This is a genomic window from Streptomyces sp. Ag82_O1-12 (assembly GCF_900182715.1).
In the GTDB taxonomy this organism is placed as follows: Bacteria; Actinomycetota; Actinomycetes; order Streptomycetales; family Streptomycetaceae; genus Streptomyces; species Streptomyces massasporeus.
Genome location: NZ_FXUW01000001.1, coordinates 4,286,143 through 4,308,891, shown reverse-complemented (window position 1 = coordinate 4,308,891; position 22,749 = coordinate 4,286,143). Strand labels below are relative to the sequence as shown.

The following is a 22,749-nucleotide window of genomic DNA, read 5'->3' as shown; positions in this document are numbered from 1 at the left end:
GGAGTTGGGCCTCTTATTTGTCAGTGCCGTGCCGTAGAACAGAGGGGCACGGCTAGGTCTGCTTCGGCGGACGGGAGGAGGTGGCTCGGTGAGCATTTCCGAGCCCTTGGACGACCCGTGGGCCGACAGCGGGCCCAGTGATCGTCTGCCCGCCTCCCGTCGGCGGGGTGACGGAGCCCGGGGCCGCGACGAACAGCACGAGCGCGGCAGGGACAGCGGGGCGTGGGACAGCGGGGCGGCACCGTCGTTCGAGCGGGTGCCCCCGCAGGACATCGACGCCGAGCAGTCCGTCCTCGGCGGCATGCTCCTGTCCAAGGACGCCATCGCCGACGTCGTCGAGATCCTCAAGGGCCACGACTTCTACAAGCCGGCCCACGAGACGATCTACCAGGCCGTCCTCGACGTCTACGCCAAGGGGGAGCCGGCCGACCCCATCACGATCGCGGCCGAGCTCACCAAGCGCGGCGAGATCAACAAGGTCGGCGGGGCCTCGTATCTGCACACCCTCGTCCAGACGGTGCCCACGGCGGCCAACGCGGCGTACTACGCGGAGATCGTCCACGAGCGGGCCGTCCTGCGCCGCCTCGTCGAGGCCGGAACCCGTATCACGCAGATGGGATACGCGGCCGACGACGACGTCGACGAGATCGTCAACCGTGCCCAGGCAGAGGTCTACGCGGTCACCGAGCAGCGCACCAGCGAGGACTACCTGCCGCTCGGCGACATCATGGAGGGCGCGCTCGACGAGATCGAGGCCATCGGCTCGCGCAGCGGCGAGATGACCGGCGTGCCCACCGGGTTCACCGACTTCGACTCGCTCACCAACGGTCTGCATCCCGGTCAGATGATCGTCATCGCGGCCCGTCCCGCCATGGGTAAGTCGACGCTGGCCCTGGACTTCGCCCGGGCCGCGTCGATCAAGCACAACCTGCCGAGCGTCATCTTCTCCCTGGAGATGGGGCGCAACGAGATCGCGATGCGTCTGCTGTCCGCGGAGGCCCGCGTCGCCCTTCACCACATGCGGTCCGGCACCATGACGGACGACGACTGGACGCGTCTGGCGCGCCGGATGCCCGAGGTGTCGTCCGCACCCCTCTACATCGACGACTCCCCGAACCTGTCGATGATGGAGATCCGTGCCAAGTGCCGTCGGCTGAAGCAGCGCAACGACATCAGGCTCGTGATCATCGACTATCTCCAGCTGATGCAGGCCGGGGGCTCCAAGCGCTCCGAGAGCCGTCAGCAGGAGGTCTCGGACATGTCCCGGAACCTCAAGCTCCTGGCCAAGGAGCTGGAGGTTCCGGTGATCGCGCTCTCCCAGCTCAACCGTGGCCCGGAACAGCGCACGGACAAGAAGCCGATGGTGTCCGACCTGCGTGAGTCGGGTTCCATCGAGCAGGACGCCGACATGGTGATCCTTCTGCACCGCGAGGACGCGTACGAGAAAGAGTCGCCCCGCGCGGGCGAAGCGGACATCATCGTGGGCAAGCATCGAAACGGTCCGACGGCGACGATCACCGTCGCCTTCCAGGGCCACTACTCGCGGTTCGTGGACATGGCGCAGACCTGAACCGCCCCGACCTCACCGGCCCTGCCCCCGAATGTGCTCGACGAGGGGACGCCGGGCCAGGTGGACTGGGCCCATGACGACATCTCAGGGAGAACTGCTTCCCGGCACGCGTCGCGCTCTGCTGCACCGCATCGCCGTCGCACAGGCCGAAGGACGGGCCCCGTCGCTCGTCGCGGCCGTCGTGCGGGACGGGACGACGGTGTGGACCGGCGCACGGACCTCGGTGGAGGGGCACGCGCCGGACGAGAACGTGCAGTACCGGATCGGTTCGATCACCAAGACCTTCACGGCTGTTCTCGTGCTGCGGCTGCGTGACGAGGGCGCACTGGATCTCGGGGATCCACTCGAGAAGCATCTGCCGGGCACCGGCGTGGGGGAGGCGACCGTCGCCGAGCTCCTCGCGCACACCGGCGGGCTGGCGGCCGAGACGCCCGGGCCCTGGTGGGAGCGCAGTCCCGGATCCCTGCGGCCCGAGCTCGCCGACGTACTGGGCGAGCGGCCTCTGCTGACCCCGCCGGGCCGCCAGTTCCACTACTCGAACCCGGGCTATGCCCTGCTCGGCGCACTCATCGAGAAGTTCCGAGGGGCTCCCTGGGAGGACGTGCTTCGGCGTGAAGTGCTCGAACCCTTGGGGCTGCATCGCACGAGCTCACGACCGCAGGCGCCCCATGCGGGCGGCTGGGCCGTTCATCCCTGGGCCGATGTGATGCTTCCCGAGCCCACCGAGGATCTGGGACGGATGGCTCCGGCCGGTCAACTCTGGTCGACGACCGGTGACTTGGCGCGGTTCGCGGTCTTTTTGGTCAACGGCGACGAGCGGGTGCTGAGTGCCGAGTCGTTGCGGGAGATGAGGACACCGGCCGCGCCTCACGAGGCGGCGGACGTGGCGAGCGGCTACGCCTACTGCCTGGGCATGGAGATCCGGCGACGGAACGGACGGTCCCTCGTCGGACACACCGGTTCGCTGCCGGGATTCCTCGCGTGCCTCATGATCAGCGTTGAGGACGATGTTGCGGCAGTCGCCCTGGCCAACTCCACGTCCGGACCGCTGCTGTTCTCCGTCGCCGCCGACCTGGTCCGTATCGTCGCCGAGGCGGAGCCGCGTATCCCGGCACCGTGGAAGCCGCTGGGTGAGGTCGACCCGTCGTTGCTGGAGCTGACGGGGCAGTGGTACTGGGGGACGCACGCCTTCGCGCTGCGGCTGACGGCCGACGGGCTCGTCTCGCTCGGGCCGCTGACCGGCGCCGGCCGTCGCTCGCGGTTCCGCCCGAACGGGGACGGCACATGGACGGGACTGGAGGGCTACTACGCCGGCGAGCTCCTGAAGGCCGTACGGCGGCCGGACGGGTCCGTGAGTCATCTGGACCTCGGCTCGTTCGTGTTCACGCGTCAGCCGTACGACGAGGGGGTTCCTGTGCCGGGTGGTGTCGATCCTGAGGGATGGCGCGGCATCAGTTAGGCGGTGAGATGCGTGGGCGCCCTGTTTCACGTGAAACAGGGCGCCCACGCACACCCGTCACAGCTGGAGTTTGAAGCCTGTGTGGGAGGCCGTGAACCCGAGCCGCTCGTAGAAACGGTGGGCGTCGGCGCGGGTCTTGTCGGAGGTCAGCTGGACCAACTGGCACCCCTGGCTCCGGGATTCTTCGATCGCCCACTCGATGAGCTCGGTTCCCAGGCCGCTGCCGCGCTCGTCCGCGTGGATGCGCACCCCTTCGACGATCGACCTGGTCGCGCCGCGTCGGGAGAGCCCGGGAACGATCGTGAGCTGGAGCGTGCCGACGACCCTGCCCTCCCTGACCGCCACCACCAGGCGCTGGTTCGGGTCGGCGCTGAGCCGCTCCAGCGCGGACAGGTACGGGGCGAGGTCGTCCGGTGACTCGCGCTGTGCGCCCAGTGGGTCGTCCACGAGCATTCCGACGATCGCCGGCACGTCGTCAGCGACGGCGGCACGTATTTCAAGATCTCCCATGGCCGCACCCTACGCAGAGACAGTCGGCTACGGAGAGGTGATCACGCAGGGGCGTGTTCTAGGCGGGAACCGGAGCCTTCAGTGTCTCCACGACCCGGACCAGAGGGGCCAGCTCGGGGTTCTTCGCCGCTTCGTCGAGGGCCTCGCGCAGGGCGGCGTCATTGGTCGGCCGTGCCGCTTCCAGCAGCTCAAGACCTGCCGCGGTGACGTTCGTATAGATGCCCCGGCGGTCGGTGGGGCACAGGTAGCGCTCCAGGAGACCGCGGTCTTCCAGCCGGGTGACCAGGCGTGTGGTGGCGCTCTGACTGAGGACGACCGCGTCGGCGACCTGCTTCATCTGCAGATGCCCGCCGTCCCCGTCGTGCTGCCTGCTCAGCACGTCCAGCAGGGAGTACTCGCGCGCGCTGAGGTCGTGTCCGGCCTGCAGGGCGCGCTCGATGTGGGCCTCGATCCTCCCGTGGAGCAGGGAGAGGGCGCACCAGCTCTGGGCGAGAGCGGTGAGCGCGGGGTCCGTCGCTGTCATTGGTGTTTCCTCCGTCCCGGAGCGGCTGCCACCCAGGATAGAGCACAACCGCAATTGACGGCGGTTGCATGTAGCCCGCGTATGCAACTATTGTGTACGCACGCTAAGCGCTCCTGCAATCGTCTGGAAAGGTAACCCCTCCATGCCTCTCGCGCTTCTGGCCCTCGCGATCGGGGCCTTCGGGATCGGAACGACGGAATTCGTGATCATGGGCTTGCTGCCCGAGGTCGCTGGGGACTACGGGGTCTCCATCCCCACGACCGGATACCTGGTGACCGGCTACGCGCTCGGCGTCATGTTCGGCGCCCCGCTGATGACCGTGCTCGGCACCAAGATCTCCCGCAAGCGGATGCTGATGCTGCTGATGGGCCTGTTCATCGTCGGCAACCTGCTCTCGGCATTCGCCCCGGCCTTCTCCGTCATGCTGATCGGGCGGATTGTCGCCTCGCTGGCCCACGGCGCCTTCTTCGGTATCGGCTCGGTCGTCGCGGCCGACCTCGTCGCCCCGGACAAGAGGGCCGGAGCCATCGCGATGATGTTCACCGGTCTGACCGTCGCCAACGTGGTCGGCGTTCCGCTGGGCACGCTGGTCGGGCAGTCCGTCGGCTGGCGGGTGACCTTCGGCCTCGTCGCCGCCCTCGGCGTCATCGGCCTGGCCGGCATCGCCCGGCTCGTCCCCGACATGCCCAAGCCGGAGGGCGTGCACCTGCGGCACGAGCTGGCCGCGTTCAAGAACGTGCAGGTCCTGCTCGCGATGGCCATGACCGTCCTCGGCTTCGGCGGCGTCTTCGCGGCCATCACCTACATCGCGCCGATGATGACCCACGTCGCAGGCTTCGCGGCCGGCTCCGTCACCTGGCTGCTGGTCCTCTTCGGCCTCGGCATGGTTGGCGGCAACCTCGTCGGCGGCAAGTTCGCCGACCGCGCCCTGATGCCCATGCTGTACGTCTCCCTGGGCGCCCTGGCCGTCGTCCTGGCGCTGTTCACCCTCACCGCCCACGACAAGCTGCTGTCGGCGATCACCGTCGTGCTGATCGGCGCCCTGGGCTTCGCCACCGTCCCGCCGCTCCAGAAGCGGGTTCTCGACCAGGCGCACGGTGCCCCGACGCTGGCCTCCGCCGTGAACATCGGCGCCTTCAACCTCGGCAACGCGCTGTCCGCATGGCTCGGCGGCCTCGTGATCGCCGCCGGCCTCGGCTACACCGCCCCCAACTGGGTCGGTGCCGCCCTGGCCGCCGGGGCACTGGTCCTGGCGCTCCTCTCGGCCGCCCTGGAGCGCCGTGCCGGTGGCTCCAGCACCGTCATCACGGGGTCCGCGCCGGCCGAGCAGCGGGCCGCTGCCCACCACTGAGCAACCGGATCGCCCCGATGCACCCCCCGATCCGGCCCTACCAGCAAGTCCTCCAGGAGAAGCCCCTCATGAGCACCACCACCGCTGTCGCCCCGCTGTCCACCCAGGACGCCGACGCCCTTGTCGCCGCTGCCCACCGTGCCGCGGAGGCCGCAGGCGTCACCGTCAGCGTCACCGTCCTGGACGCGGGCGGCCATCTGCTCGCCTTCCGGCGGGACGACCGCGCCGTACTGATCTCCGGCGAGACCAGCACCCGCAAGGCCTACACGGCCCTCCAGCTGAACGCGCCCACCGCCGACCTGGTCGACGCGGTACAGCCCGGCGGTCTCTTCCACACGCTGCCGACCGCGCTCGACCGCCCCCTGCTGTTCATCGCGGGCGGTGTGCCGGTGCACCGCGATGGCCGCCTGATCGGCGCGATCGGCGTCGGCGGCGGTGCCCCGGAGCAGGACCACGGCTTTGCCACGGCCGCCGTGGAGGCCGTCGCCTGACCGGGCTCTTTCAGCGTGAGGCCCCTCAGTGCGGCGACGCCGGTTCCCCGACCCCGGGGAACCGGCGTCGCCGCATCGAGACTCGTCAGCCCGCCGCGACCGTGACCGGCGCGAAACGCCGGGTCCAGTCTCCGGGCAGCTCGGTGATTCCGTACGACATCACCGAGTTGAAGGCGACGGGCTCCAGGCCGCGCTCTTTCACCCACACGAGGAGCTCCTCGTGGCGCACGTCGATGTCGGTGCGCAGAGGGCGGTCGGTGTGGGCGGCGAGGGCGGCGATCAGCGCCTGGGCCACCGACGTGTCGCGTGCGATGAGCGGGCCGACGACGTGGGTGTCCATGTTGGGCCAGGCGGCCGCGTACCCGATGACCCGCCCGCCCTCCTCGGCCACCCGCAACTGATCGGCGAAGGCGGGGAGCCGGGTGACGATGTGCGTGCGGTCGGTCCCGAACACCTGCTCGTCGAGGCGGAGGATCGCGGTGAGGTCCTCGGCAGTGGCGGCCCGGGTGGCGACCCTCGGTTCCGGTCCACCGGGAGTGAAACGCCCGATGACCATCTCGGCCCGTCCGGTGACCTTGAACCCCAGTTCCTCGTAGAGGGGGCGGCCGTTCGGCGTCGCGTGCAGGGTGAGGGGCGTGGTGCCCATCGCCGAGACGACGTGACGCATCAGGCGACGCCCCACACCCTGCCGTGCGTGCCGACCGGCGACCAGGACCATGCCGATCGCGGCGAGGGAGGGGTTCTGGGGCCCGTACTCGGTGACGACGCAGGCGCTCACGAGACCGCCGTCGGGGTCGTCGATGCCGTAGCCCTTCCCGGCCGTGAGGAGGAAGCCCCACTTGTGCTCCTCCCGTGGCCACCCCCGGTCCTCGGACAAGTCGGCGCAGGCGGCTTGATCGCGGAGCGTCAGACGGCGAATGGGCAATGAGGCAAGGGAAGGAGTCGACACGCAGGTCAGGCTGTCTGACATCGGCCCCTGGCGTCCACCTCTTTGAGAGGAGTCGTGCGAGCTTTTGGCCAGTTGTCGCCGCCCGCACACGTCACGGACCACCGCTGCATGTTTCACGTGAAACACGTAAGAACACCGGATGTCCGATCGAGGCGCTGAAGGGGGTCTTCTTGTCCAATAGTTGACGGACTTGATGATTCGCCGCGTGCCCGTATTCGTGACGAGGAGAGGGGGGACTTGTGTGCACGGCGGTGGCCGGTAGGGTCGACTCCGGTTCGCATCCGGGATGGGACGACCCGTCCCGTGTGGGTCGAGGGCAGGGCAACGCAGCCTAACGGGACGGAGAGATCGAAGACCCGCGTTTCCGGTTATGCGACGGAAGCGTGCTGACGAGTGGGAAGCTCGATGAGAGTTACTGCGGCCAATGTCACACTCTCGCCTTACTTGTCCGTACGGAGCCGGAATACGGGTTGAATGTGGCCGCATTGGCCGCGACAAGGATGGGAACGCAGACCGTCCACGGGGGAAGCAGGCACCTTCCAACTGGGGAAGTGCGCAGACCGACCGAAAGATGCTCGAGGCGAGGCACACCATGGACGCTCCGACCACCACGTCGGCCGACAACGGCACTTCTGGCGGCGAGGGCGGCTGGTTCACACCCCGCAAGAACCCGACCACGGCGCCGGACAGCGACGCCGGAACCGCAGACAGGTCGGCAGAAGGGCGTCGACCGGCCGCGATACGCCCGGTGGGCAGGCCCGGGGCCGCCCCGGAAGCACCGGCAGACGACACCCCCACGGCCCCCGCCGACGCGAGCACCGGTGCGCCGGACCAAGGGCGTGAAGCTCCGGAGTCGATACCCCGGTCCGCCCCTCCCGCCGCACAGCACGCCCCTTCCCCCGCGGCATCGAGCCTTGCCACCGCCACGTCGCCGGGCCCCGTACCGACAGCGCTCACCCCGACGCCTTTCGCCTCCACCGTGGCTCCGCCGCCCACGGCTGCCGCCGAGGAGCATGTGCCCGCCCAGCGGACCGCCCCGGTGCCGCCCGCAGAAGAGGCCACCCCCGCGCCGGCCGAAGCGGGGACCGCGGACGCTGTCCTCATTCGCCGCGCCATGGCCGAGGTCGCCCCGGTCTCCGACAAGGTGACGTCGTACTTCTACGCCCTGCTCTTCGTCCGCCACCCCGATCTGCGGTCGCTGTTCCCGGCCGCGATGGACACCCAGCGGGACCGGCTGCTCAGGGCGCTGCTCACAGCCGCCGAACACATCGACAACAAGGACGTCCTCGTCGACTACCTGCAGAACCTCGGCCGGGGCCACCGGAAGTACGGCACACGGGCCGAGCACTATCCGGCCGTCGGCGAGTGCCTGATCGGCGCACTGAGCAAGTACGCCGCCGGGGTCTGGAACCCGGAGATGGAGGCGGCCTGGGTCCGCGCCTACACCACGATCTCCCAGGTCATGATCGACGCGGCGGCCGCGGACGAACTGCGCGCCCCGGCCTGGTGGTACGCCGAGATCGTCACGCACGACATGAGAACCTCGGACGTCGCGGTCGTCACCGTCCGCCCCGACCAGCCGTACCCCTTCCTCGCCGGGCAGTACACCAGCCTGGAGACGCCCTGGTGGCCCCGGATCTGGCGGCACTACTCCTTCGCCTCGGCGCCCCGCTCCGACGGTCTGCTGTCGTTCCACGTGAAGGCCGTCCCGGCGGGCTGGGTCTCCAACGCTCTGGTGCATCGCGCCCGCCCCGGCGACATCATCCGGCTCGGTCCGCCCGCGGGTGCCATGACCGTGGATCACACCACCGACAGCGGCCTGCTCTGTGTGGGTGGTGGCACGGGCATAGCGCCCATCAAGGCCTTGGTGGAGGACGTCGCCGAGCATGGCGAACGCAGGTCCGTCGAGGTCTTCTACGGGGCCCGCACCGACCACGACCTGTACGACATCGACACCATGCTCCGTCTCCAGCAGACCCACCCGTGGCTCTCGGTCAGAGCGATCATCGACCAGCAGGCGCACCAGCAGCTGCCGGACGCCGTACGCGCCTACGGGCCGTGGAACGAATTCGACGCCTACCTCTCGGGCCCGCCCGGGATGATCCGCAGCGGGGTGAACGCCCTGCGGGACAGCGGCATCCCGTCGGACCGCATACGGCACGACTCCGTCGAGGAACTGGTCGCTGCCGGAAGCTGACCCGCGCCTCAGCCCAGGTCGGGCGCATGCATCGCAAGGACGCCCTCGATGTTGCCGTCCAGGTAGTGCCGCAGCGACAGCGGCACGAGATGGACGGAGGCGATCCCGACCCGGGTGAAGGGCACGCGCACGGTCTCGTACTCGCCGACCGGCGCGTCGACCTCGGGGCCGTGGCGCAGGGACGGGTCCATGGACTCCAGACGGCAGACGAAGAAGTGCTGCACCTTCACGCCGGTCGCGCCGCCGTCCTCCCCGATGTGCTCCATGGTGTCCACGAAGCAGGGCACCACATCGGTGATCTTCGCGCCGAGTTCCTCGTACACCTCGCGGTGCAGAGCGTCGACGACGGTCGAGTCGCTGGGCTCGACTCCACCGCCGGGGGTGAGCCAGTAGGGATCCACACCCGGCTTGGTGCGCTTGATCAAAATCAGGTCGGCACCGTCCAGCAGAATGGCGCGGGCGGTGCGCTTGACCACGGGTCGGACGGTCATGAGTGAAATGTGGCCCGGCTGGTTCCACGTGAAACATCGCGAAACGTCACCGGCCGAGCTCCCAGAGTGAAGCGCGCTCCCGAGCGCCCCGGCCCGTCGGTCGAAGCCGCCCCTGAGAGCCCCAGCGCGAGTCGGCCGATCTCGCACAGGGGGCCTCAGCACCAGTCGGCCGAAGCCTGCTGCAACCATTCGTGAGCCCGCGCGATATGGGGCATGGCGAGCGTCCCGGTGCGGACCACCAGGAAGTACGTGCGCAGCGGGGGCACGGCCGGCTCGTACAGGGCGACGACATCGCCCCGCTCCAGCGCCGCGGCGCAGAGGTAACGGGGCAGAACCGCCAGCCCGGCGCCTGCGACCGCGCAGACCAGGACCGCACGCAAGTCGGGGACGATCACGGTGCCCGGGACGGCCGGGGGCGAGTCGAAGACGGAGGCCCAGTAGCGGGAGACGAACGGCAGCGACTCGTGCACCTCCACCACAGGCATCTTCTCGAGGGCCGGTTCCGGCCTGAGGTCCGGCTGACCGGTGCCGATCTGCTCGGCCCAGCGCGGGGCGGCGACCAGGACGTGCTCCTCGTCGCAGAGCGCAGTCGCCGTGAGCAGGGCACCGCGCGGTTGGGCAGTGCTGATGGCCAGATCATGATGCCCGGCGGAGAGACCCTCCAGTGTTTCCTCGGAGTTCCCGAAGGACGCGCGCAAGGCGAAGCCCTGGCCGTCCTCGCCGGTCAGCACGGTGAGGGCGGGCAGGGCTCGTTCTGCCGTGAACTCCGGTGGGCCTGCCAGGTGCAGCGTCCGTAAGGAGGAGTCGTCGTCGAGGCCGGTCTCGGTGATCTCCACCAGGGCGTCGAGATGGGGTGCGGCCTTGTGGGCGAGTTCGTCGCCGATGCTCGTCGGGGTCACGCCTCGGGCCTGTCGCAGGAACAGGGGGCGGCCCAGCTGCCGCTCCAGCGTCCGTATCTGCGAGGTGACGGCAGGTTGGGAGAGGCCGAGCAGAGCGGCGGCGCGGGTGAAGGAGCCGGCCCGGTGCACGGTCACGAAGGTCCGCAGCAAGGCCAGATCCACCGCACACACTCCCTCTTCGGCCCCCGCTCAGGCCCCCGGCCGCGCTCAACTATAAATAAGTCGATAGGTCTCTGTCGCTACTGTGATTGGACACTGACAGAGAGTCAACTAGCCTTGGTCGCGCGGTTCTTGCGCGAGGAACCGGGGGACGGTCCGAGCCACGAGGGGGGAGGCTCGGACCGTCCGTGACGATGGTCAGGCGGTCGACGACGCGTCCAGCGCCCGCAGCACATCCGCCACCAGGTCCTCCGGATCCTCGGCACCGACCGACAGGCGGATGAAACCCTCCGCCACCGCGTCCCCGCCCCAGCGTCCACGCCGTTCCGCGGTGGACCGCACCCCGCCGAAGCTCGTCGCGTCGTCCACGAGCCGCAGCGCGTCGAGGAAGCGGTCGGCACGCCCGCGCGTGGGCAGCGTGAACGACACCACGCACCCGAAGCGCCGCATCTGGCGCGTGGCGATCTCGTGCGAGGGGTCGTCGGGAAGCCCCGGATAGCGCAGCCCCGTCACCTCGGGCCGGTCGCGCAGCGCCTCGGCGACCGCCAGGGCCGTCGCGCTCTGCCGGTCGACCCGCATCTGGAGTGTCGCGATCGAACGATGTGCGAGCCAGGCCTCCATGGGCCCGGGAATCGCACCGACGATCTTGCGCCAACGGCGCACGGCTGCCATGGCCTCGGCGTTGCGGCCGACGACATAACCCAGGAGGACGTCACCGTGGCCGGTGAGCTGCTTGGTGCCGCTGGCCACCGAGAAGTCGGCGCCGAGCTCCAGCGGACGCTGGCCGAGCGGTGTCGCAAGGGTGTTGTCGACGGCCACCAGGGCACCACGCGCGTGTGCCGCCTCGGCGAGCCGCCTGATGTCGCACACGTCGAGCCCGGGGTTCGACGGGGTCTCGATCCACAGCAGCCGTGCGCCGTCGAGGGCGTCCAGCTGGGCGTCGCCACCCGTCGGCGCGGTGCGCACCTCGATGCCGTACGCCTCCAGTTGCGCGCGGACCAGCGGCAGCGCCTGGTAACCGTCGTCGGGCAGGACGCACACGTCGCCGGTGCGCAGCTGGGAGAAGAGCACCGCCGAGATCGCGGCCATGCCGGAGGCGAAGACGAGCGTCTCGGCACCGTCTTCACCGGGCGCTTCCAGCTCGCCGACGGCGCGTTCCAGCAGCGTCCAGGTCGGGTTCTCGTCGCGGCCGTAGGTGTAGGGGCCGGTCGGGTCGCCCGGCAGGTGGAAGTGGGCGGCGAACACGGGGCCGGGCAGCGTGGGCTCGTGCTTGACCGGCTCGGGCAGCCCGGCCCGCACCGCGCGCGTACCGTCTCCGCCGCCCACGGCCGACTGGCTCTTGGAGCCCGCCACCTTGTCCGCGGTGCCCGCCACCTTGTCCGCGGCTCCCGTCGCGTCGCCCGCCACCTCGTCCGCGGCTCCCGTTGCGGAATCGCTCATGCCGTCTGTCCCTCCACGTCCTCGCGCACTGCGGTGAGCAGACCGACGCTCGCCGCCTCCACCATCTCAAGACACTCCTCGAAACCGTCCGTGCCCCCGTAGTAGGGGTCCGGTACGTCGAGGTCGTCGCCGGCGGCGGGGTCGTACGAGCGCAGCAGCCGCACCTTCTCCGCGTCCTGCTCCGTGGGCGCGAGCCGGCGCAGGGCTCCGAGGTGGCCGGAGTCGAGGGCGATCACCAGGTCGAGGCGGGAGAACCAGGACGATTGGAACTGCCGGGCCGTGTGGCCGCCGGCATAGCCGTTGTCCTCCAGGACGGCCACCGTACGCGGGTCGGCTCCGTCGCCCTCGTGCCAGCCGCCCGTGCCGGCGCTGTCGACCTCCACCAGCTCGTCGAGCCCCGCCTCCGCCACCCGGGCGCGGAAGACGATCTCGGCCATCGGGGAACGGCAGATGTTGCCCGTGCAGACGAAGCAGACCCGGTACGTCATGTCCGCTCAGTCCCCGTCGGGCAGCACGACGTGCAGCGCCCAGGAGACGACCGAGATGATCAGAGCGCCCACGACGGCCGTCCAGAAGCCCTCCACGTGGAAACTCAGGTCGAGCTTGTCCGCCAGCCACGAGGTGAGCAGCAGCATCAGCGCGTTGACGACCAGCGTGAACAGACCGAGCGTCAATATCAGCAGCGGCAGGCTCAGGAGCTTGACGAGCGGCTTGACCAGGAAGTTCACCAGGCCGAAGAGCAGCGCCACGATGATCAGGGTGCCGACTTCCTTGACCGTGCTGTCACCGGTCAGGGTGATCTTGTCGAGCAGCCATACGGCGACCGCCAGGGCGCCCGCGTTGGCGATCGTCTTGACTACGAAATTCATCATGTGTCTGATCGTGGCAGACCTGATCGGACGCGGGCACAAGAGGCAGGGGCGGACAAGGCGATGAAAGCATTCCGGCTGGATGAACTGGAGGCGGAGCGCGCCGCCAACGAGGGCGCCTACCTGCAGTTTCTGCGGGAGCAGAACATGTCGGTCGGCTTGTACGCCCTCGACGCGGGCGAGCAGGATCCACAGAAGCCGCACAATCAGGACGAGGTCTACTTCATCGTGAGCGGCCGTGCGGCGATCACCGTCGGCCTGGAGACGACCCAGGTGGCGCGCGGCAGCGTGATCTACGTGCCGGCGGGCGTCGCCCACAAGTTCCACCACATCACCGAGGACCTGAGGGTGCTGGTGGTGTTCTCTCCGCCCGAGAGGTGACGGGCCGCCTCAGGGTTCCCTAGGGGTTCGGTCAGGGGAGGACAAGGGATGCGAGGCGCCCGTTCGACCCCCTCCCGGACCTAGCATCGAGTGCAGGACATCAGAGATCCAGAATGACCGACAGGACCCGGCACTCGAACGGGCGGAGAGGTAAGGACGAGGGCGATGCGAGAGATCTTCACGGGACTGCCGTGGTGGGTGAAGTGGATCGCGGTGCCGGTCATCGCCCTGGTCGTGTTCGGCGGGCTGATCGCCAGTGTGGTCGGGTTCGTCATCGGACTGCTCTTCAAGTTGCTGGTCTTCGTGGCACTGGTCGGCGGACTGATCTACGTCGTACGGAAGTTCACCTCGAGTTCCTCGTCGCGCAGCGACTGGTGAGACGCGTGGGAAACCGGTGGGGGTAGCGGGAAACGCCTGGAATCACCGGTTCCCTCGGGCGAGGGAAGTTTTCCGGCGGGGCCGTCTGCACGCGGTGGCAGGCGAATAGAGTCCGGAACTCGACGCGGGGACTTCCCCGCGAGCGGCATTCACCCCCACCCGTGTTCCCCGCACGGGCTGCCCCCTCGCGCTTCGGGAGAGCCCCCTTGGTCCCGGCTGACACCGCCCCCGTCCACCTCCGTACCGTCCCCACGCAACCTCGCTCGGCGGCACCCTCCGGGCCACCACCCCCCTCCGCACCACCGCCTCCGCCGACTCTCATCGGATCCGTGCAGCGCGCGATGCGCCTGCTGGAGACCGTCGCCGGGCACGAGTACGGCGCGCCCGCCAAGCAACTGGCCCGCGAGACCGGGCTGGCACTGCCCACGACGTACCACCTGTTGCGCACGCTCGTGCACGAGGGCTATCTGCGCCGGGACAAGGGCCTGTTCTTCCTTGGTGCGGCCGCCGAGCGGCTGAGCAGCAGCGGAGCGCGGCAGAAACGTCGCAGCACGGTCGTCGACGCGCTCGCCCACTGGCGGGACGTCCTGGGCGTGCCCGTGTACTACGCGGTCTACCGCGAGGGTGAGATCGAGGTCATGTGCGTCTCCGACAGTCCGGGCACCCCGGCCGTCGAGGAGTGGGCCGACTTCCGGGAGACCGGGCACGCGCACGCCATCGGCCAGTGCCTGCTGTCCCAGCTGGACGAGGAGGCCCGCCGGGACCACCTCGACCGCTACCCGGTGCAGCCCCTCACGCCGTACACGGTGCGCGACAACCACAGCCTGCTCCGGCGCCTGGAGCGGATCCGGCGCATGGAACCGGTGACCGAGCGTCAGGAGTACGCCCTGGGCGCGGTCTGCGCCGCGATTCCGCTCACGCTCGGCACCACGGCAGCGACGATGGCCATCTCACTCCCCGCACACCAGGCCGATCGGTTGCTGCCCGCGGCCCGGCAGTTGCAGGCCGAGATGGGGGCGCTGCTCGGCTCACTCGCGCTCTGTATCAGTATGTGAAAACTCACTCCTTGTGATCTGCTGTGTACGTTCAGCAAGATTCCACCAAGTGTCAGAGGTTCGTTCCCGGCCAGTCACGGCGAATGACGGGGTTATCGATGCGCGAGTCCGTACAAGCAGAGGTCATGATGAGCTTTCTCGTGTCCGAGGAACTCTCCTTCCGCATTCCGGTGGAGCTGCGCTATGAGTCCAGTGATCCCTATGCCGTCCGGCTGACGTTCCATTTGCCCGGTGATGCCCCGGTTACGTGGGCTTTCGGGCGGGAGTTGCTGATCGACGGTGTGGGCCGGCCGTGCGGGGAGGGCGATGTGCGGGTCACGCCCGTCGACCCCGACGCGCTGGGCGAGGTGCTGATCCGGCTTCAGGTGGGCAGTGACCAGGCGTTGTTCCGGTCGTCGACGGCACCGCTCGTCGCTTTCCTCGACCGTACGGACAAGCTGGTGCCGCTGGGGCAGGAGGGCTCGCTCGCCGACTTCGACGCGCACCTCGACGAGGCGCTGGACCGCATCCTCGCCGAGCAGGGCGCTGGTTGAGACATGGGCCCGGCGGCACGGTGGAGTAACGCTTCACCGGATGCCGCCGAACCGTGCAGGAACGCTTCTTCCTGCGATCTTCGTATGACCGGGCGATCTCCTTGCGAGTTGGGCGACGTCAGCGCTTGCGGCGCCGGCCCCTCCCCCCGCGTGCGGGGACGGCAGAGGCTTCCACGGCCTGCCCACCCGCGACCCCAGATGGCTCCGTGCCGGGGCGGTCGGCGGAGACCACCAGCGCCGCCAGAGCCGTGGTGACCGGCACCGAGGCGACCAGGCCGATCGAACCGACCAGCGTGCGCACGATCTCCTCCGCGACCAGCTCACTGTTGGCGACCGTCCCCACATCGCTCTGCGCGATCGAGAACAGCAGCAGGAGCGGCAGTGCGGCACCCGCGTAGGCGAGGACGAGCGTGTTGACGACCGAGGCGATGTGGTCGCGGCCGATCCGGATGCCCGCGCGGTAGAGCCCGCGCCAGCCCATCGAGGGGTTGGCCTCGTGCAGCTCCCAGACCGCCGAGGTCTGCGTGACCGTCACGTCGTCGAGCACGCCCAACGAGCCGATGATGACGCCGGCGAGCAGCAGACCGCTCATGTCGATCGTCGGGTAGAGGCCGTGGATCAGCCCGGTGTTGTCGTCGGTGTTGCCGCTCAGGGCCGCCCAGTCGATGAACACCGAGCCGAGGATGCCGATCAGCAGCAGCGAGATGAGCGTGCCCAGCACGGCCACCGATGTCCGGGCGGACAGGCCGTGGCACAGGTACAGGGCGATGAGCATGATGGCGCTGGCGCCCACCACGGCCACGACCAGCGGGTTCGAGCCCTGCAGGATCGCGGGCAGGATGAAGAAGTTCAACACCATGAAACTGATGGCCAGCGCGACCAGGGCCATGACGCCCCGCAGCCGTCCGACGACCACGACGGCGATCGCGAAGATGCCGGCCAGCAGCCCCATGGGCAGACGGCGGTTGATGTCGGTGACCGAGTACTGCAGGTCCTTCGGCGCCGAGGGCTCGTAGGCGACCACGACCTCCTGGCCCTCGTGCAGCTGGCGGGACTGGTCGGGCTGGACGATCTCGGTGAACGTACGGCCCTTGTCGTCGCCGTCGTCGACCCGGATCGTCGCCCGCTTGCAGGTGCCCTTCTCCTGCTGCACCGCGGAGGAACCCTCGGCGGTGGAGGTGTCGCCGGTCGGCGGGACGCCCGAAGCGCCGGCCTCCTTGCAGCTCACCTCGACCACCTTGGTGACCGTGGCACCCTGAGTCTGCCGGTCGAAGCCGACGCCGGTGCGTTCGTGCGACGGAGCGCCACCCGGCCACAGCACGGCGAGACCGACCAGGACCGCCGCGGCGAACGGGATCAGGATCGCAGCGATGACCTTGCGCAGATGCCGGGAGACGGGCGTGGCCGGACCGTGGTTGTGGCTGTGGGAGTGCCCGGGCCCGCCACCCGGGGCGGGCCCGTGTCCGTGTCCGTCGCCGTGACCGTGCCCGTCGCCCCCGCCATGACTGTGCCCGCCACCTCCACGGGCCCCTGAGCCGTGCCCACCACCGGGGCCCTGCCCACCGGCGGGACCGCCAGAGCCACCGTGGCCGCCGGAAGGCCCGGCACCCTGGCCTCCGCCGAAGCCCGGTCCGTACTCGCCACCGGGGGCGGAGCCGGGATCGAAACCCGCGTCACGCCCGTACCCGAGCCCGGGGCTCTGCCCCCTGCTCGGCCCGTGTCCGGCCGGGGCGACGAAATCATGGCCGCCACCACGGCCGTTGCCGTTTCCGGCGCCGGATCCGCGGGGCGGCTCGGGCGGTGGGTAGGAGGGACGCTGCGTCGTGGTCACCGCCCGATCATCGCAAGAACGAGGGGGGCCCTCTGTTCACCGCGCCAGAATTGCCGCTAGCGTGGAGGCACCTTTTGTACACGCGGGAGCTCGGAGCACCGGGCTGAGAGGGCGCTGACCTCCGTCCCGGCGATGTTTCACATGAAACATCGCCGGACTCGAGTGATGTTTCACACGAAACGTCACCGGACGGACATCGCTGCGTCGACCGCCGAACCTGTTACCGGGTAATGCCGGCGTAGGGAGTAGGTCTCATGACCAGCAAGGACGCACGCACGCCTGCCTCCATTCAGGGCGAGAAGTCCGAGGAGGCCGGGAAGTCCATCGGCTGGCACAAGGCGTATGTCGAGGGCACCCGCCCCGACCTGCGCGTGCCGGTCCGTCAGGTGCACCTCACCAACGGCCAGTCGGTCACGCTGTACGACACGTCGGGCCCGTACACCGATCCGCTCGTCGACACCGACGTCCGCAGGGGCCTGCCGCCGCTGCGCGAGAACTGGATCATCGCCCGCGGCGACACCGAGGAGTACGCGGGCCGTCCCGTCCGTCCCGAGGACGACGGCATCAAGCACACCTCGCCCCGGGGCGGTCTCCGCAACCTGGACGCGGTCTTCCCTGGCCGGGCGCGCCAGCCGCGTCGCGGCAGGACCGGGCAGGCGGTCACGCAACTCGCGTATGCCCGCCGCGGCGAGATCACGCCCGAGATGGAGTACGTCGCCATCCGGGAGAACGTGGCGCCGGAGGTCGTGCGGGACGAGATCGCCGCGGGCCGGGCCGTGCTGCCGGCCAACGTCAACCACCCGGAGATCGAGCCGATGATCATCGGCAAGCGGTTCCTGGTGAAGGTCAACGCCAACATCGGCAACTCGGCGGTGACGTCCTCCATCGAGGAGGAGGTCGAGAAGATGACCTGGGCGACCCGTTGGGGCGCCGACACGGTCATGGACCTGTCCACCGGCCGCAACATCCACACCACGCGCGAGTGGGTGCTGCGCAACTCCCCCGTCCCCATCGGCACCGTGCCGCTCTACCAGGCCCTGGAGAAGGTCGACGGCCGGGCGGAGGAGCTGACCTGGGAGATCTACAAGGACACGGTCATCGAACAGGCCGAGCAGGGCGTGGACTACATGACGGTCCACGCGGGTGTGCGCCTGGCGTACGTCCCGCTGACGGCGAACCGCAAGACCGGCATCGTCTCCCGTGGCGGCTCGATCATGGCCGCCTGGTGCCTCGCACACCACAAGGAGTCGTTCCTGTACGAGAACTTCGAGGAACTCTGCGAGATCCTCGCCGCGTACGACGTCACCTACTCGCTCGGGGACGGCCTCCGGCCCGGATCGATCGCGGACGCCAACGACGAGGCGCAGTTCGCGGAGTTGCGCACCCTCGGGGAACTCAACCGGATCGCGAAGCGTTTCAACGTACAGACCATGATCGAGGGCCCGGGCCACGTCCCGATGCACAAGATCAAGGAGAACATCGACCTTCAGCAGGAGATCTGCGATGAAGCTCCGTTCTATACGCTCGGCCCGCTGACCACGGACGTCGCACCGGCGTACGACCACATCACCTCCGGCATCGGTGCCGCGATGATCGCCTGGTGGGGCACGGCGATGCTGTGTTACGTCACGCCCAAGGAGCACCTGGGCCTGCCGAACCGTGACGACGTCAAGACCGGCGTCATCACCTACAAGATCGCCGCCCACGCAGCCGACCTCGCCAAGGGACACCCGGGTGCGCAGGAGTGGGACGACGCGCTGTCCGACGCCCGTTTCGAGTTCCGGTGGGAGGACCAGTTCAACCTGGCCCTCGACCCGGACACGGCACGGGAGTTCCACGACGAGACCCTGCCCGCCGAGCCGGCCAAGACGGCTCACTTCTGCTCGATGTGCGGTCCCAAGTTCTGCAGCATGAAGATTAGCCAAAGCATCACAGAGCGGTTCGGTGGTGCGGCGGCTGAGGGGGCCTCGTCCGAGGAGATCGCCGAGGGGATGCTGCAGAAGTCGAAGGAGTTCGCCGAGGCGGGCAATCGGGTGTACCTGCCGATCGCGGACTGAGTCCAACGTGCGGCGGTCCGTGCCTTGGAGCGGCCTGAACCTGGCCGGTAGTACGGACCGCCCGGTCGTCCACGCCGTACACGTAGTGGACGACCGGGCCGTAGAGCAGACCAGCACGCGTCTCGGCACGGCTCAGTGGTGATGATTCCACCAGTACAGCGCGAGCACTCCGATCCCGCTCACGCTCGCCTTCACGGCGACGCGCACCAGCTCATCGCCAGCAGAATGCAGGAGCCGGCGAAAGTGTGGCCGGGCGGATCGTTCCGCAATGTGGAAGTGCCTACCGCCGCGCTTTCGCGACGTCCGGGCGATCTTCGAAGTAGGTCGCTGACAGACCGTGCGCCTACACTTCCTGTTGCTGGGAATCTCGGCCTCCCTTGGTTGATGTTCCTAACGGTGTTGGCGGCCTCCTGCGTAGGACCAGGGGGCCGCCGCCGTTTCCGGAGGAGGCCCTGTCGACCGCGGGTCTAGTTTGACGCACCGCACTGACAGTAGGTGCCTGTCGAGGTCAAGAGCGCCCCAGCAAAGGCGGGATGGAAGGACAGGAGCTCACTGAACAGGCTGCCGATGCGTGCTTCTGCGCAGGCGAGCGAGGCGTCGTGCACGGAGCGAAAGCCTCACCGCAACGTCAAGAGGATGCGGCGCATCCAATTGCACGCTGACAGGGCACCCCGCCAGCCATCAGTACGTAGCTAACTCCCGGTACCGTCGGATGAGGTCGGTCTCCTTGCTGCCACCGACGCCGATGATCGCGCTGGCTAACCCCCTGGAATGTGCCCAGTGAACGCATTGATCGCGTCCAGAGCATCCTCGGCGCGGTACTGCGGTTGCCTTAGCCGTTCTTGATGCGGTTGGCCAGCTCGGTGACCTAGCTGTAGAGCGAGCGACGCTCCGCTGTCAGCGCGCGGATCTTGCTGTCGGTGTGTCTTACGGTCGTGTGGTCGCGGCCGCCGAACTTCGGCAGCGACGGATCCGTCAGCTCCGGCACAGGCACATGGCTGTTGAAGGTGTCGTCGACGAGCAGGATGTCCATCTCGCGGTAGCGCTTGCGGAAGCTGTCGCCCTTGCCGTCGCGGATGGAGTTGATGAACTCGTTGGTGAACTCCTCCGAGCTCACGTACCGCACGCGGGTGCCCGGGTAGAGGCTGCGCGTGTAGTGCCCGATCGCGTGCAGCAGATGCGTCTTGCCGAGCCCGGACTCCCCGTAGATGAACAAGGGGTTGTAGGCCTTCGCCGGTGCCTCGGCGACGGCGCTCATTATCTAGGGGGCGAAGGGTTTCTGTGCAGTTCAGAGGCATGATCGACGGTGCAGGCAAGTAAGGCACGTGAACGGTTCAGTCGAACGTTGCACAGGGCCACGTGGTGGCAGGGCTGTCAGCGTTTGACGCGGTTGCGGATGGCGAGGACGGCCAGGCCCAGCAGGACGGGTTCGGTCAGGCGGGAGGTCATCTCGATGTAGGTGCCGGCGGTGGTCAGGTCCTGGCCGGAGGAGCGGAACACCACCGAGTTGAGGGTCACGTTCAGGGCCTTCTCGAAGCACTTGCCTGTGAACCGGTTGCCGGTGGGGTTCTGGGGATCGTCCTTGTCGATCTCGAAGGTGACCTTGCCCCCGCCGGCCGGGACGGTGCCGGTCGCGGTCTGCTTCGGGGTGTCCTTCGCGATGCCGAAGGCCATCAGCAGGACGATGGTGAGGAGCATGGCGACGCCGAGCCAGGCCAGGGCTCGGGATGCGCGCAGTCCGTAGCCGGAGAGCGCCCAGTAGGCGGTCAGTAGCCCCCGTTCGCTGCGGGGGATGTCGTCGGCGTGGCGGCGCATCTCCATCTCGCCGTAGTAGAAGTCCGCCGCCCCCGGTTCGTGCTTTCCGTCCTCGAAGGCCTTGCGCAGCGCCCGGTAGACCGGAGCCAGCTGCAGCGGCCCCGTCCGCCCCGCGCCGAGGATCGCCGTGTTCCAGCCCCGCACGGCCCGCGGTTGGCTTGCGCGCCAGTGATGTTCCTCGGCCAGGACGCGGCGCGCGGTGAACCGCACGGGCGGCCAGCGCCGCCAGTGCACGGCGGGCGGAGTCGTGTCGAAGGCGCAGGCCCCTTCCAAGCGGAGCTGGTCAAGATGGACGGTGCCGGCGAACAGACATCCCGACAGATTGAGGTCCGCCAGGACGAGATGGGCCGCGTCCACCCCACGCAGTGACGCCACTCGCACCCCGGGGTCGGGCGTGCTCGACAAGAGGTCTTCGGTGAGCTGTTGGCCAGTGGTGAGCACGAATGGATCCGGCTCGGTGGCGATGGTGAGGGGGTATTCGAACACTGCATGAGCGAAGTCCACCGTGGCAAACCGCAGACGTATCTCCGCTGTCGAGGTCCAGCGAGTGCGACGGCACTCCAGACGACGCGCGGCCAACGCGAGGGTCACCGGGCCGCCGAATCTCGCACCGGACAACACCACCCGACCAGCACACACCAATGGCCCGAACTGATCAGCAGCCACAAAAGTCGTCGAAGCGAACCAGGCGTCACCCTCGAAGGTCGCCGACTCGAACCCGGCGTCGCTGTCGAAGGTCGCCGAGTCGAACCTGGCGCCTCCCCTGAAGGTCGCCGACTCGAACTCGGCAGTGTCCTTGAAGGTCGCCGCAGAGAAGAAGGCGCTGCCCCTGAAGGTCACCGACTCGAACAGCGCGCCGCTTTCGAAGGTCACCCACTCGAACCCGGCACTGCGCTCAAAGATCGCCGACTCGAACCCGGCGAGCTGCCTGATGGTCGCCGACTCGAACCCGGCGTTGCCCTTGAAGGTCGCCGAAGCGAACCAGCCGTCGCGCTTGAAGGTCGCCGACCCGAACCATGTGTCGTCCTTGAAAGTGGCCGACTCGAACGAGGCGTCGCCCTCAAAGATCGCCGAACCGAACGAGGCGTCGCCCTCAAAGATCGCCGAACCGAACGAGGCGTTGCCCCCGAAGGTCGCTGAGTCGAACGAGGCGTCGCCCGCAAAGATCATCGAATCGAACCCGGCGCTGCCCGCGAAGGTCGCCGACTTGAACCAGGTGGTGCCTAAGCGAGCGTTACCCGTTGCAGGGTTACGGAGGGCGTTGAGCAGGGCGGTGAGCAGGGCATCAGTGAACGTGGTGCCTCGGTGGTCGATGCTGGCGCCGGGGGACAGGCTGGCCAGATAGGCGTCGCGGTCGGCGTCGGCCAGGTGGGCGAGACATTCGGTGTGGCCGGGGACGTGGATGCCGCGGCAGCCGACAGGGTCGGCGGAAGGGTCTGCACCGTGTGCGCAGTGCGGCCAGGCTGGCGGTTCGGATGTGCTCATGCTGCGGCAGCTCCACGGTGTCAGGTGCCCCTATGGACGCCCTGGGGACGAGAACGGTTCAGGCTCGACGACGGCGGAGCGTCGGGGACCGGACCCACGTTGCGAACATGCCGTACGTGCCTGAACGACCCGCAGATATCTGTCAGGAACGGTGCCCTGAGGCGCACATGCCTTCGCCCGCGAGCACCCGGCCGTCGAAGGCAGGCCGCGCATGGTGAGCCAGCGTTGACGGTCCTGGACGAGTGCGGCGGCCTCGTCTCGTTCGGCGTTGACCGCCTTCGCCAGGAACCAGTGGTACGTCGCCGC

General features: G+C 68.8%; 20 protein-coding genes and 1 pseudogene. 10 read left to right on the top strand and 11 right to left on the bottom strand.

The window, feature by feature from the left end; all coding sequences use genetic code 11:
* Positions 1 to 88 precede the first annotated feature (88 nt).
* A complete protein-coding gene (gene dnaB, locus QOL88_RS19785) occupies positions 89 to 1,570 on the top strand; it encodes a replicative DNA helicase (RefSeq protein ID WP_097217865.1) in 1,482 nt (493 codons plus the stop codon).
* 73 nt (positions 1,571 to 1,643) lie between these two features.
* Positions 1,644 to 3,029 (top strand): serine hydrolase domain-containing protein, encoded by a 1,386-nt coding sequence (locus QOL88_RS19780; protein ID WP_097217863.1) that lies wholly within the window; start codon positions 1,644 to 1,646, stop codon positions 3,027 to 3,029.
* A gap of 57 nt (positions 3,030 to 3,086) precedes the next feature.
* Here the strand turns inward: QOL88_RS19780 and QOL88_RS19775 are convergent, their stop codons facing one another.
* On the bottom strand, positions 3,087 to 3,539 hold the full coding sequence (locus QOL88_RS19775; RefSeq protein WP_097217861.1) for a GNAT family N-acetyltransferase: 453 nt from the start codon (positions 3,537 to 3,539) through the stop codon (positions 3,087 to 3,089).
* A 58-nt stretch (positions 3,540 to 3,597) separates the two neighbouring features.
* A complete protein-coding gene (locus QOL88_RS19770; protein WP_030849956.1) occupies positions 3,598 to 4,062 on the bottom strand; it encodes a MarR family winged helix-turn-helix transcriptional regulator in 465 nt (154 codons plus the stop codon).
* A 142-nt stretch (positions 4,063 to 4,204) separates the two neighbouring features.
* Here QOL88_RS19770 and QOL88_RS19765 point away from each other — a divergent pair, with 142 nt between their 5' ends.
* Positions 4,205 to 5,413 carry an MFS transporter gene (locus QOL88_RS19765; protein WP_097217859.1) on the top strand — a complete coding sequence of 403 codons (1,209 nt, stop codon included), beginning with the start codon at positions 4,205 to 4,207 and terminating at the stop codon, positions 5,411 to 5,413.
* A 68-nt stretch (positions 5,414 to 5,481) separates the two neighbouring features.
* Positions 5,482 to 5,904: a GlcG/HbpS family heme-binding protein gene (locus QOL88_RS19760; protein WP_097223088.1), complete on the top strand. Its 423-nt coding sequence runs from the start codon at positions 5,482 to 5,484 to the stop codon at positions 5,902 to 5,904.
* A gap of 85 nt (positions 5,905 to 5,989) precedes the next feature.
* On the opposite strand, the gene QOL88_RS19755 is transcribed toward QOL88_RS19760, so the two are convergent.
* Positions 5,990 to 6,853, bottom strand: a complete 864-nt coding sequence (locus QOL88_RS19755) for a GNAT family N-acetyltransferase (protein ID WP_097223087.1) — start codon at positions 6,851 to 6,853, stop codon at positions 5,990 to 5,992.
* A gap of 592 nt (positions 6,854 to 7,445) precedes the next feature.
* Here QOL88_RS19755 and QOL88_RS19750 point away from each other — a divergent pair.
* On the top strand, positions 7,446 to 9,050 hold the full coding sequence (locus QOL88_RS19750; RefSeq protein WP_097223086.1) for a globin domain-containing protein: 1,605 nt from the start codon (positions 7,446 to 7,448) through the stop codon (positions 9,048 to 9,050).
* A gap of 8 nt (positions 9,051 to 9,058) precedes the next feature.
* On the opposite strand, the gene QOL88_RS19745 is transcribed toward QOL88_RS19750, so the two are convergent.
* From QOL88_RS19745 to QOL88_RS19725, 5 genes are all read right to left on the bottom strand, one after another.
* Complete coding sequence (locus QOL88_RS19745; protein ID WP_097217856.1) at positions 9,059 to 9,541, bottom strand: NUDIX domain-containing protein; 483 nt, start codon at positions 9,539 to 9,541, stop codon at positions 9,059 to 9,061.
* A 155-nt stretch (positions 9,542 to 9,696) separates the two neighbouring features.
* Complete coding sequence (locus QOL88_RS19740) at positions 9,697 to 10,602, bottom strand: LysR family transcriptional regulator (RefSeq protein ID WP_097217855.1); 906 nt, start codon at positions 10,600 to 10,602, stop codon at positions 9,697 to 9,699.
* Between the two features lie 195 nt (positions 10,603 to 10,797).
* Entirely contained in the window at positions 10,798 to 12,039 is a 1,242-nt protein-coding gene (locus tag QOL88_RS19735) for a cystathionine gamma-lyase (protein ID WP_257027831.1), read from the bottom strand.
* Positions 12,036 to 12,527: a low molecular weight protein-tyrosine-phosphatase gene (locus tag QOL88_RS19730; RefSeq protein ID WP_097217853.1), complete on the bottom strand. Its 492-nt coding sequence runs from the start codon at positions 12,525 to 12,527 to the stop codon at positions 12,036 to 12,038. The genes QOL88_RS19735 and QOL88_RS19730 overlap by 4 nt, the downstream gene beginning before the upstream one ends.
* Positions 12,528 to 12,533: 6 nt before the next feature.
* Complete coding sequence (locus QOL88_RS19725) at positions 12,534 to 12,911, bottom strand: phage holin family protein (RefSeq protein WP_097217851.1); 378 nt, start codon at positions 12,909 to 12,911, stop codon at positions 12,534 to 12,536.
* Between the two features lie 60 nt (positions 12,912 to 12,971).
* On the opposite strand from QOL88_RS19725, the gene QOL88_RS19720 reads away from it, so the two are divergent.
* From QOL88_RS19720 to QOL88_RS19705, 4 genes are all read left to right on the top strand, one after another.
* Positions 12,972 to 13,289 (top strand): cupin domain-containing protein, encoded by a 318-nt coding sequence (locus QOL88_RS19720; protein ID WP_097217849.1) that lies wholly within the window; start codon positions 12,972 to 12,974, stop codon positions 13,287 to 13,289.
* Between the two features lie 165 nt (positions 13,290 to 13,454).
* Positions 13,455 to 13,667 carry a DUF5326 family protein gene (locus QOL88_RS19715; protein ID WP_030189024.1) on the top strand — a complete coding sequence of 71 codons (213 nt, stop codon included), beginning with the start codon at positions 13,455 to 13,457 and terminating at the stop codon, positions 13,665 to 13,667.
* A 329-nt stretch (positions 13,668 to 13,996) separates the two neighbouring features.
* Positions 13,997 to 14,722, top strand: a complete 726-nt coding sequence (locus QOL88_RS19710) for an IclR family transcriptional regulator (protein ID WP_306456178.1) — start codon at positions 13,997 to 13,999, stop codon at positions 14,720 to 14,722.
* Between the two features lie 98 nt (positions 14,723 to 14,820).
* Complete coding sequence (locus QOL88_RS19705) at positions 14,821 to 15,255, top strand: SsgA family sporulation/cell division regulator (RefSeq protein ID WP_030849994.1); 435 nt, start codon at positions 14,821 to 14,823, stop codon at positions 15,253 to 15,255.
* A 118-nt stretch (positions 15,256 to 15,373) separates the two neighbouring features.
* Here the strand turns inward: QOL88_RS19705 and QOL88_RS19700 are convergent, their stop codons facing one another.
* A complete protein-coding gene (locus QOL88_RS19700; protein ID WP_097217845.1) occupies positions 15,374 to 17,086 on the bottom strand; it encodes a YibE/F family protein in 1,713 nt (570 codons plus the stop codon).
* Positions 17,087 to 17,340: 254 nt separating this feature from the next.
* Between QOL88_RS19700 and thiC the strand changes: the two genes are divergently transcribed.
* On the top strand, positions 17,341 to 19,143 hold the full coding sequence (gene thiC / locus QOL88_RS19695; protein WP_097217843.1) for a phosphomethylpyrimidine synthase ThiC: 1,803 nt from the start codon (positions 17,341 to 17,343) through the stop codon (positions 19,141 to 19,143).
* 1,009 nt (positions 19,144 to 20,152) lie between these two features.
* Here the strand turns inward: thiC and QOL88_RS38870 are convergent.
* Together QOL88_RS38870 and QOL88_RS19685 are read right to left on the bottom strand one after the other, a co-directional pair.
* Positions 20,153 to 20,395, bottom strand: a pseudogene (locus QOL88_RS38870) (DnaA ATPase domain-containing protein); the annotation flags it as partial.
* Positions 20,396 to 20,517: 122 nt separating this feature from the next.
* Complete coding sequence (locus QOL88_RS19685) at positions 20,518 to 22,443, bottom strand: pentapeptide repeat-containing protein (RefSeq protein WP_097217841.1); 1,926 nt, start codon at positions 22,441 to 22,443, stop codon at positions 20,518 to 20,520.
* Positions 22,444 to 22,749: the final 306 nt, after the last annotated feature.

Coding starts and splice junctions, on each gene's coding strand:
- QOL88_RS19745 (WP_097217856.1), bottom strand. CDS start 9,541: ATGACCGTCCGACCCGTGGTCAAGCGCACCGCCCGCGCCATTCTGCTG.
- QOL88_RS19685 (WP_097217841.1), bottom strand. CDS start 22,443: ATGAGCACATCCGAACCGCCAGCCTGGCCGCACTGCGCACACGGTGCA.
- QOL88_RS19705 (WP_030849994.1), top strand. CDS start 14,821: ATGCGCGAGTCCGTACAAGCAGAGGTCATGATGAGCTTTCTCGTGTCC.
- thiC (WP_097217843.1), top strand. CDS start 17,341: ATGACCAGCAAGGACGCACGCACGCCTGCCTCCATTCAGGGCGAGAAG.
- QOL88_RS19750 (WP_097223086.1), top strand. CDS start 7,446: ATGGACGCTCCGACCACCACGTCGGCCGACAACGGCACTTCTGGCGGC.
- QOL88_RS19725 (WP_097217851.1), bottom strand. CDS start 12,911: ATGATGAATTTCGTAGTCAAGACGATCGCCAACGCGGGCGCCCTGGCG.
- QOL88_RS19735 (WP_257027831.1), bottom strand. CDS start 12,039: ATGAGCGATTCCGCAACGGGAGCCGCGGACGAGGTGGCGGGCGACGCG.
- QOL88_RS19715 (WP_030189024.1), top strand. CDS start 13,455: ATGCGAGAGATCTTCACGGGACTGCCGTGGTGGGTGAAGTGGATCGCG.
- QOL88_RS19775 (WP_097217861.1), bottom strand. CDS start 3,539: ATGGGAGATCTTGAAATACGTGCCGCCGTCGCTGACGACGTGCCGGCG.
- QOL88_RS19780 (WP_097217863.1), top strand. CDS start 1,644: ATGACGACATCTCAGGGAGAACTGCTTCCCGGCACGCGTCGCGCTCTG.
- QOL88_RS19720 (WP_097217849.1), top strand. CDS start 12,972: ATGAAAGCATTCCGGCTGGATGAACTGGAGGCGGAGCGCGCCGCCAAC.
- QOL88_RS19760 (WP_097223088.1), top strand. CDS start 5,482: ATGAGCACCACCACCGCTGTCGCCCCGCTGTCCACCCAGGACGCCGAC.
- QOL88_RS19770 (WP_030849956.1), bottom strand. CDS start 4,062: ATGACAGCGACGGACCCCGCGCTCACCGCTCTCGCCCAGAGCTGGTGC.
- QOL88_RS19765 (WP_097217859.1), top strand. CDS start 4,205: ATGCCTCTCGCGCTTCTGGCCCTCGCGATCGGGGCCTTCGGGATCGGA.
- QOL88_RS19730 (WP_097217853.1), bottom strand. CDS start 12,527: ATGACGTACCGGGTCTGCTTCGTCTGCACGGGCAACATCTGCCGTTCC.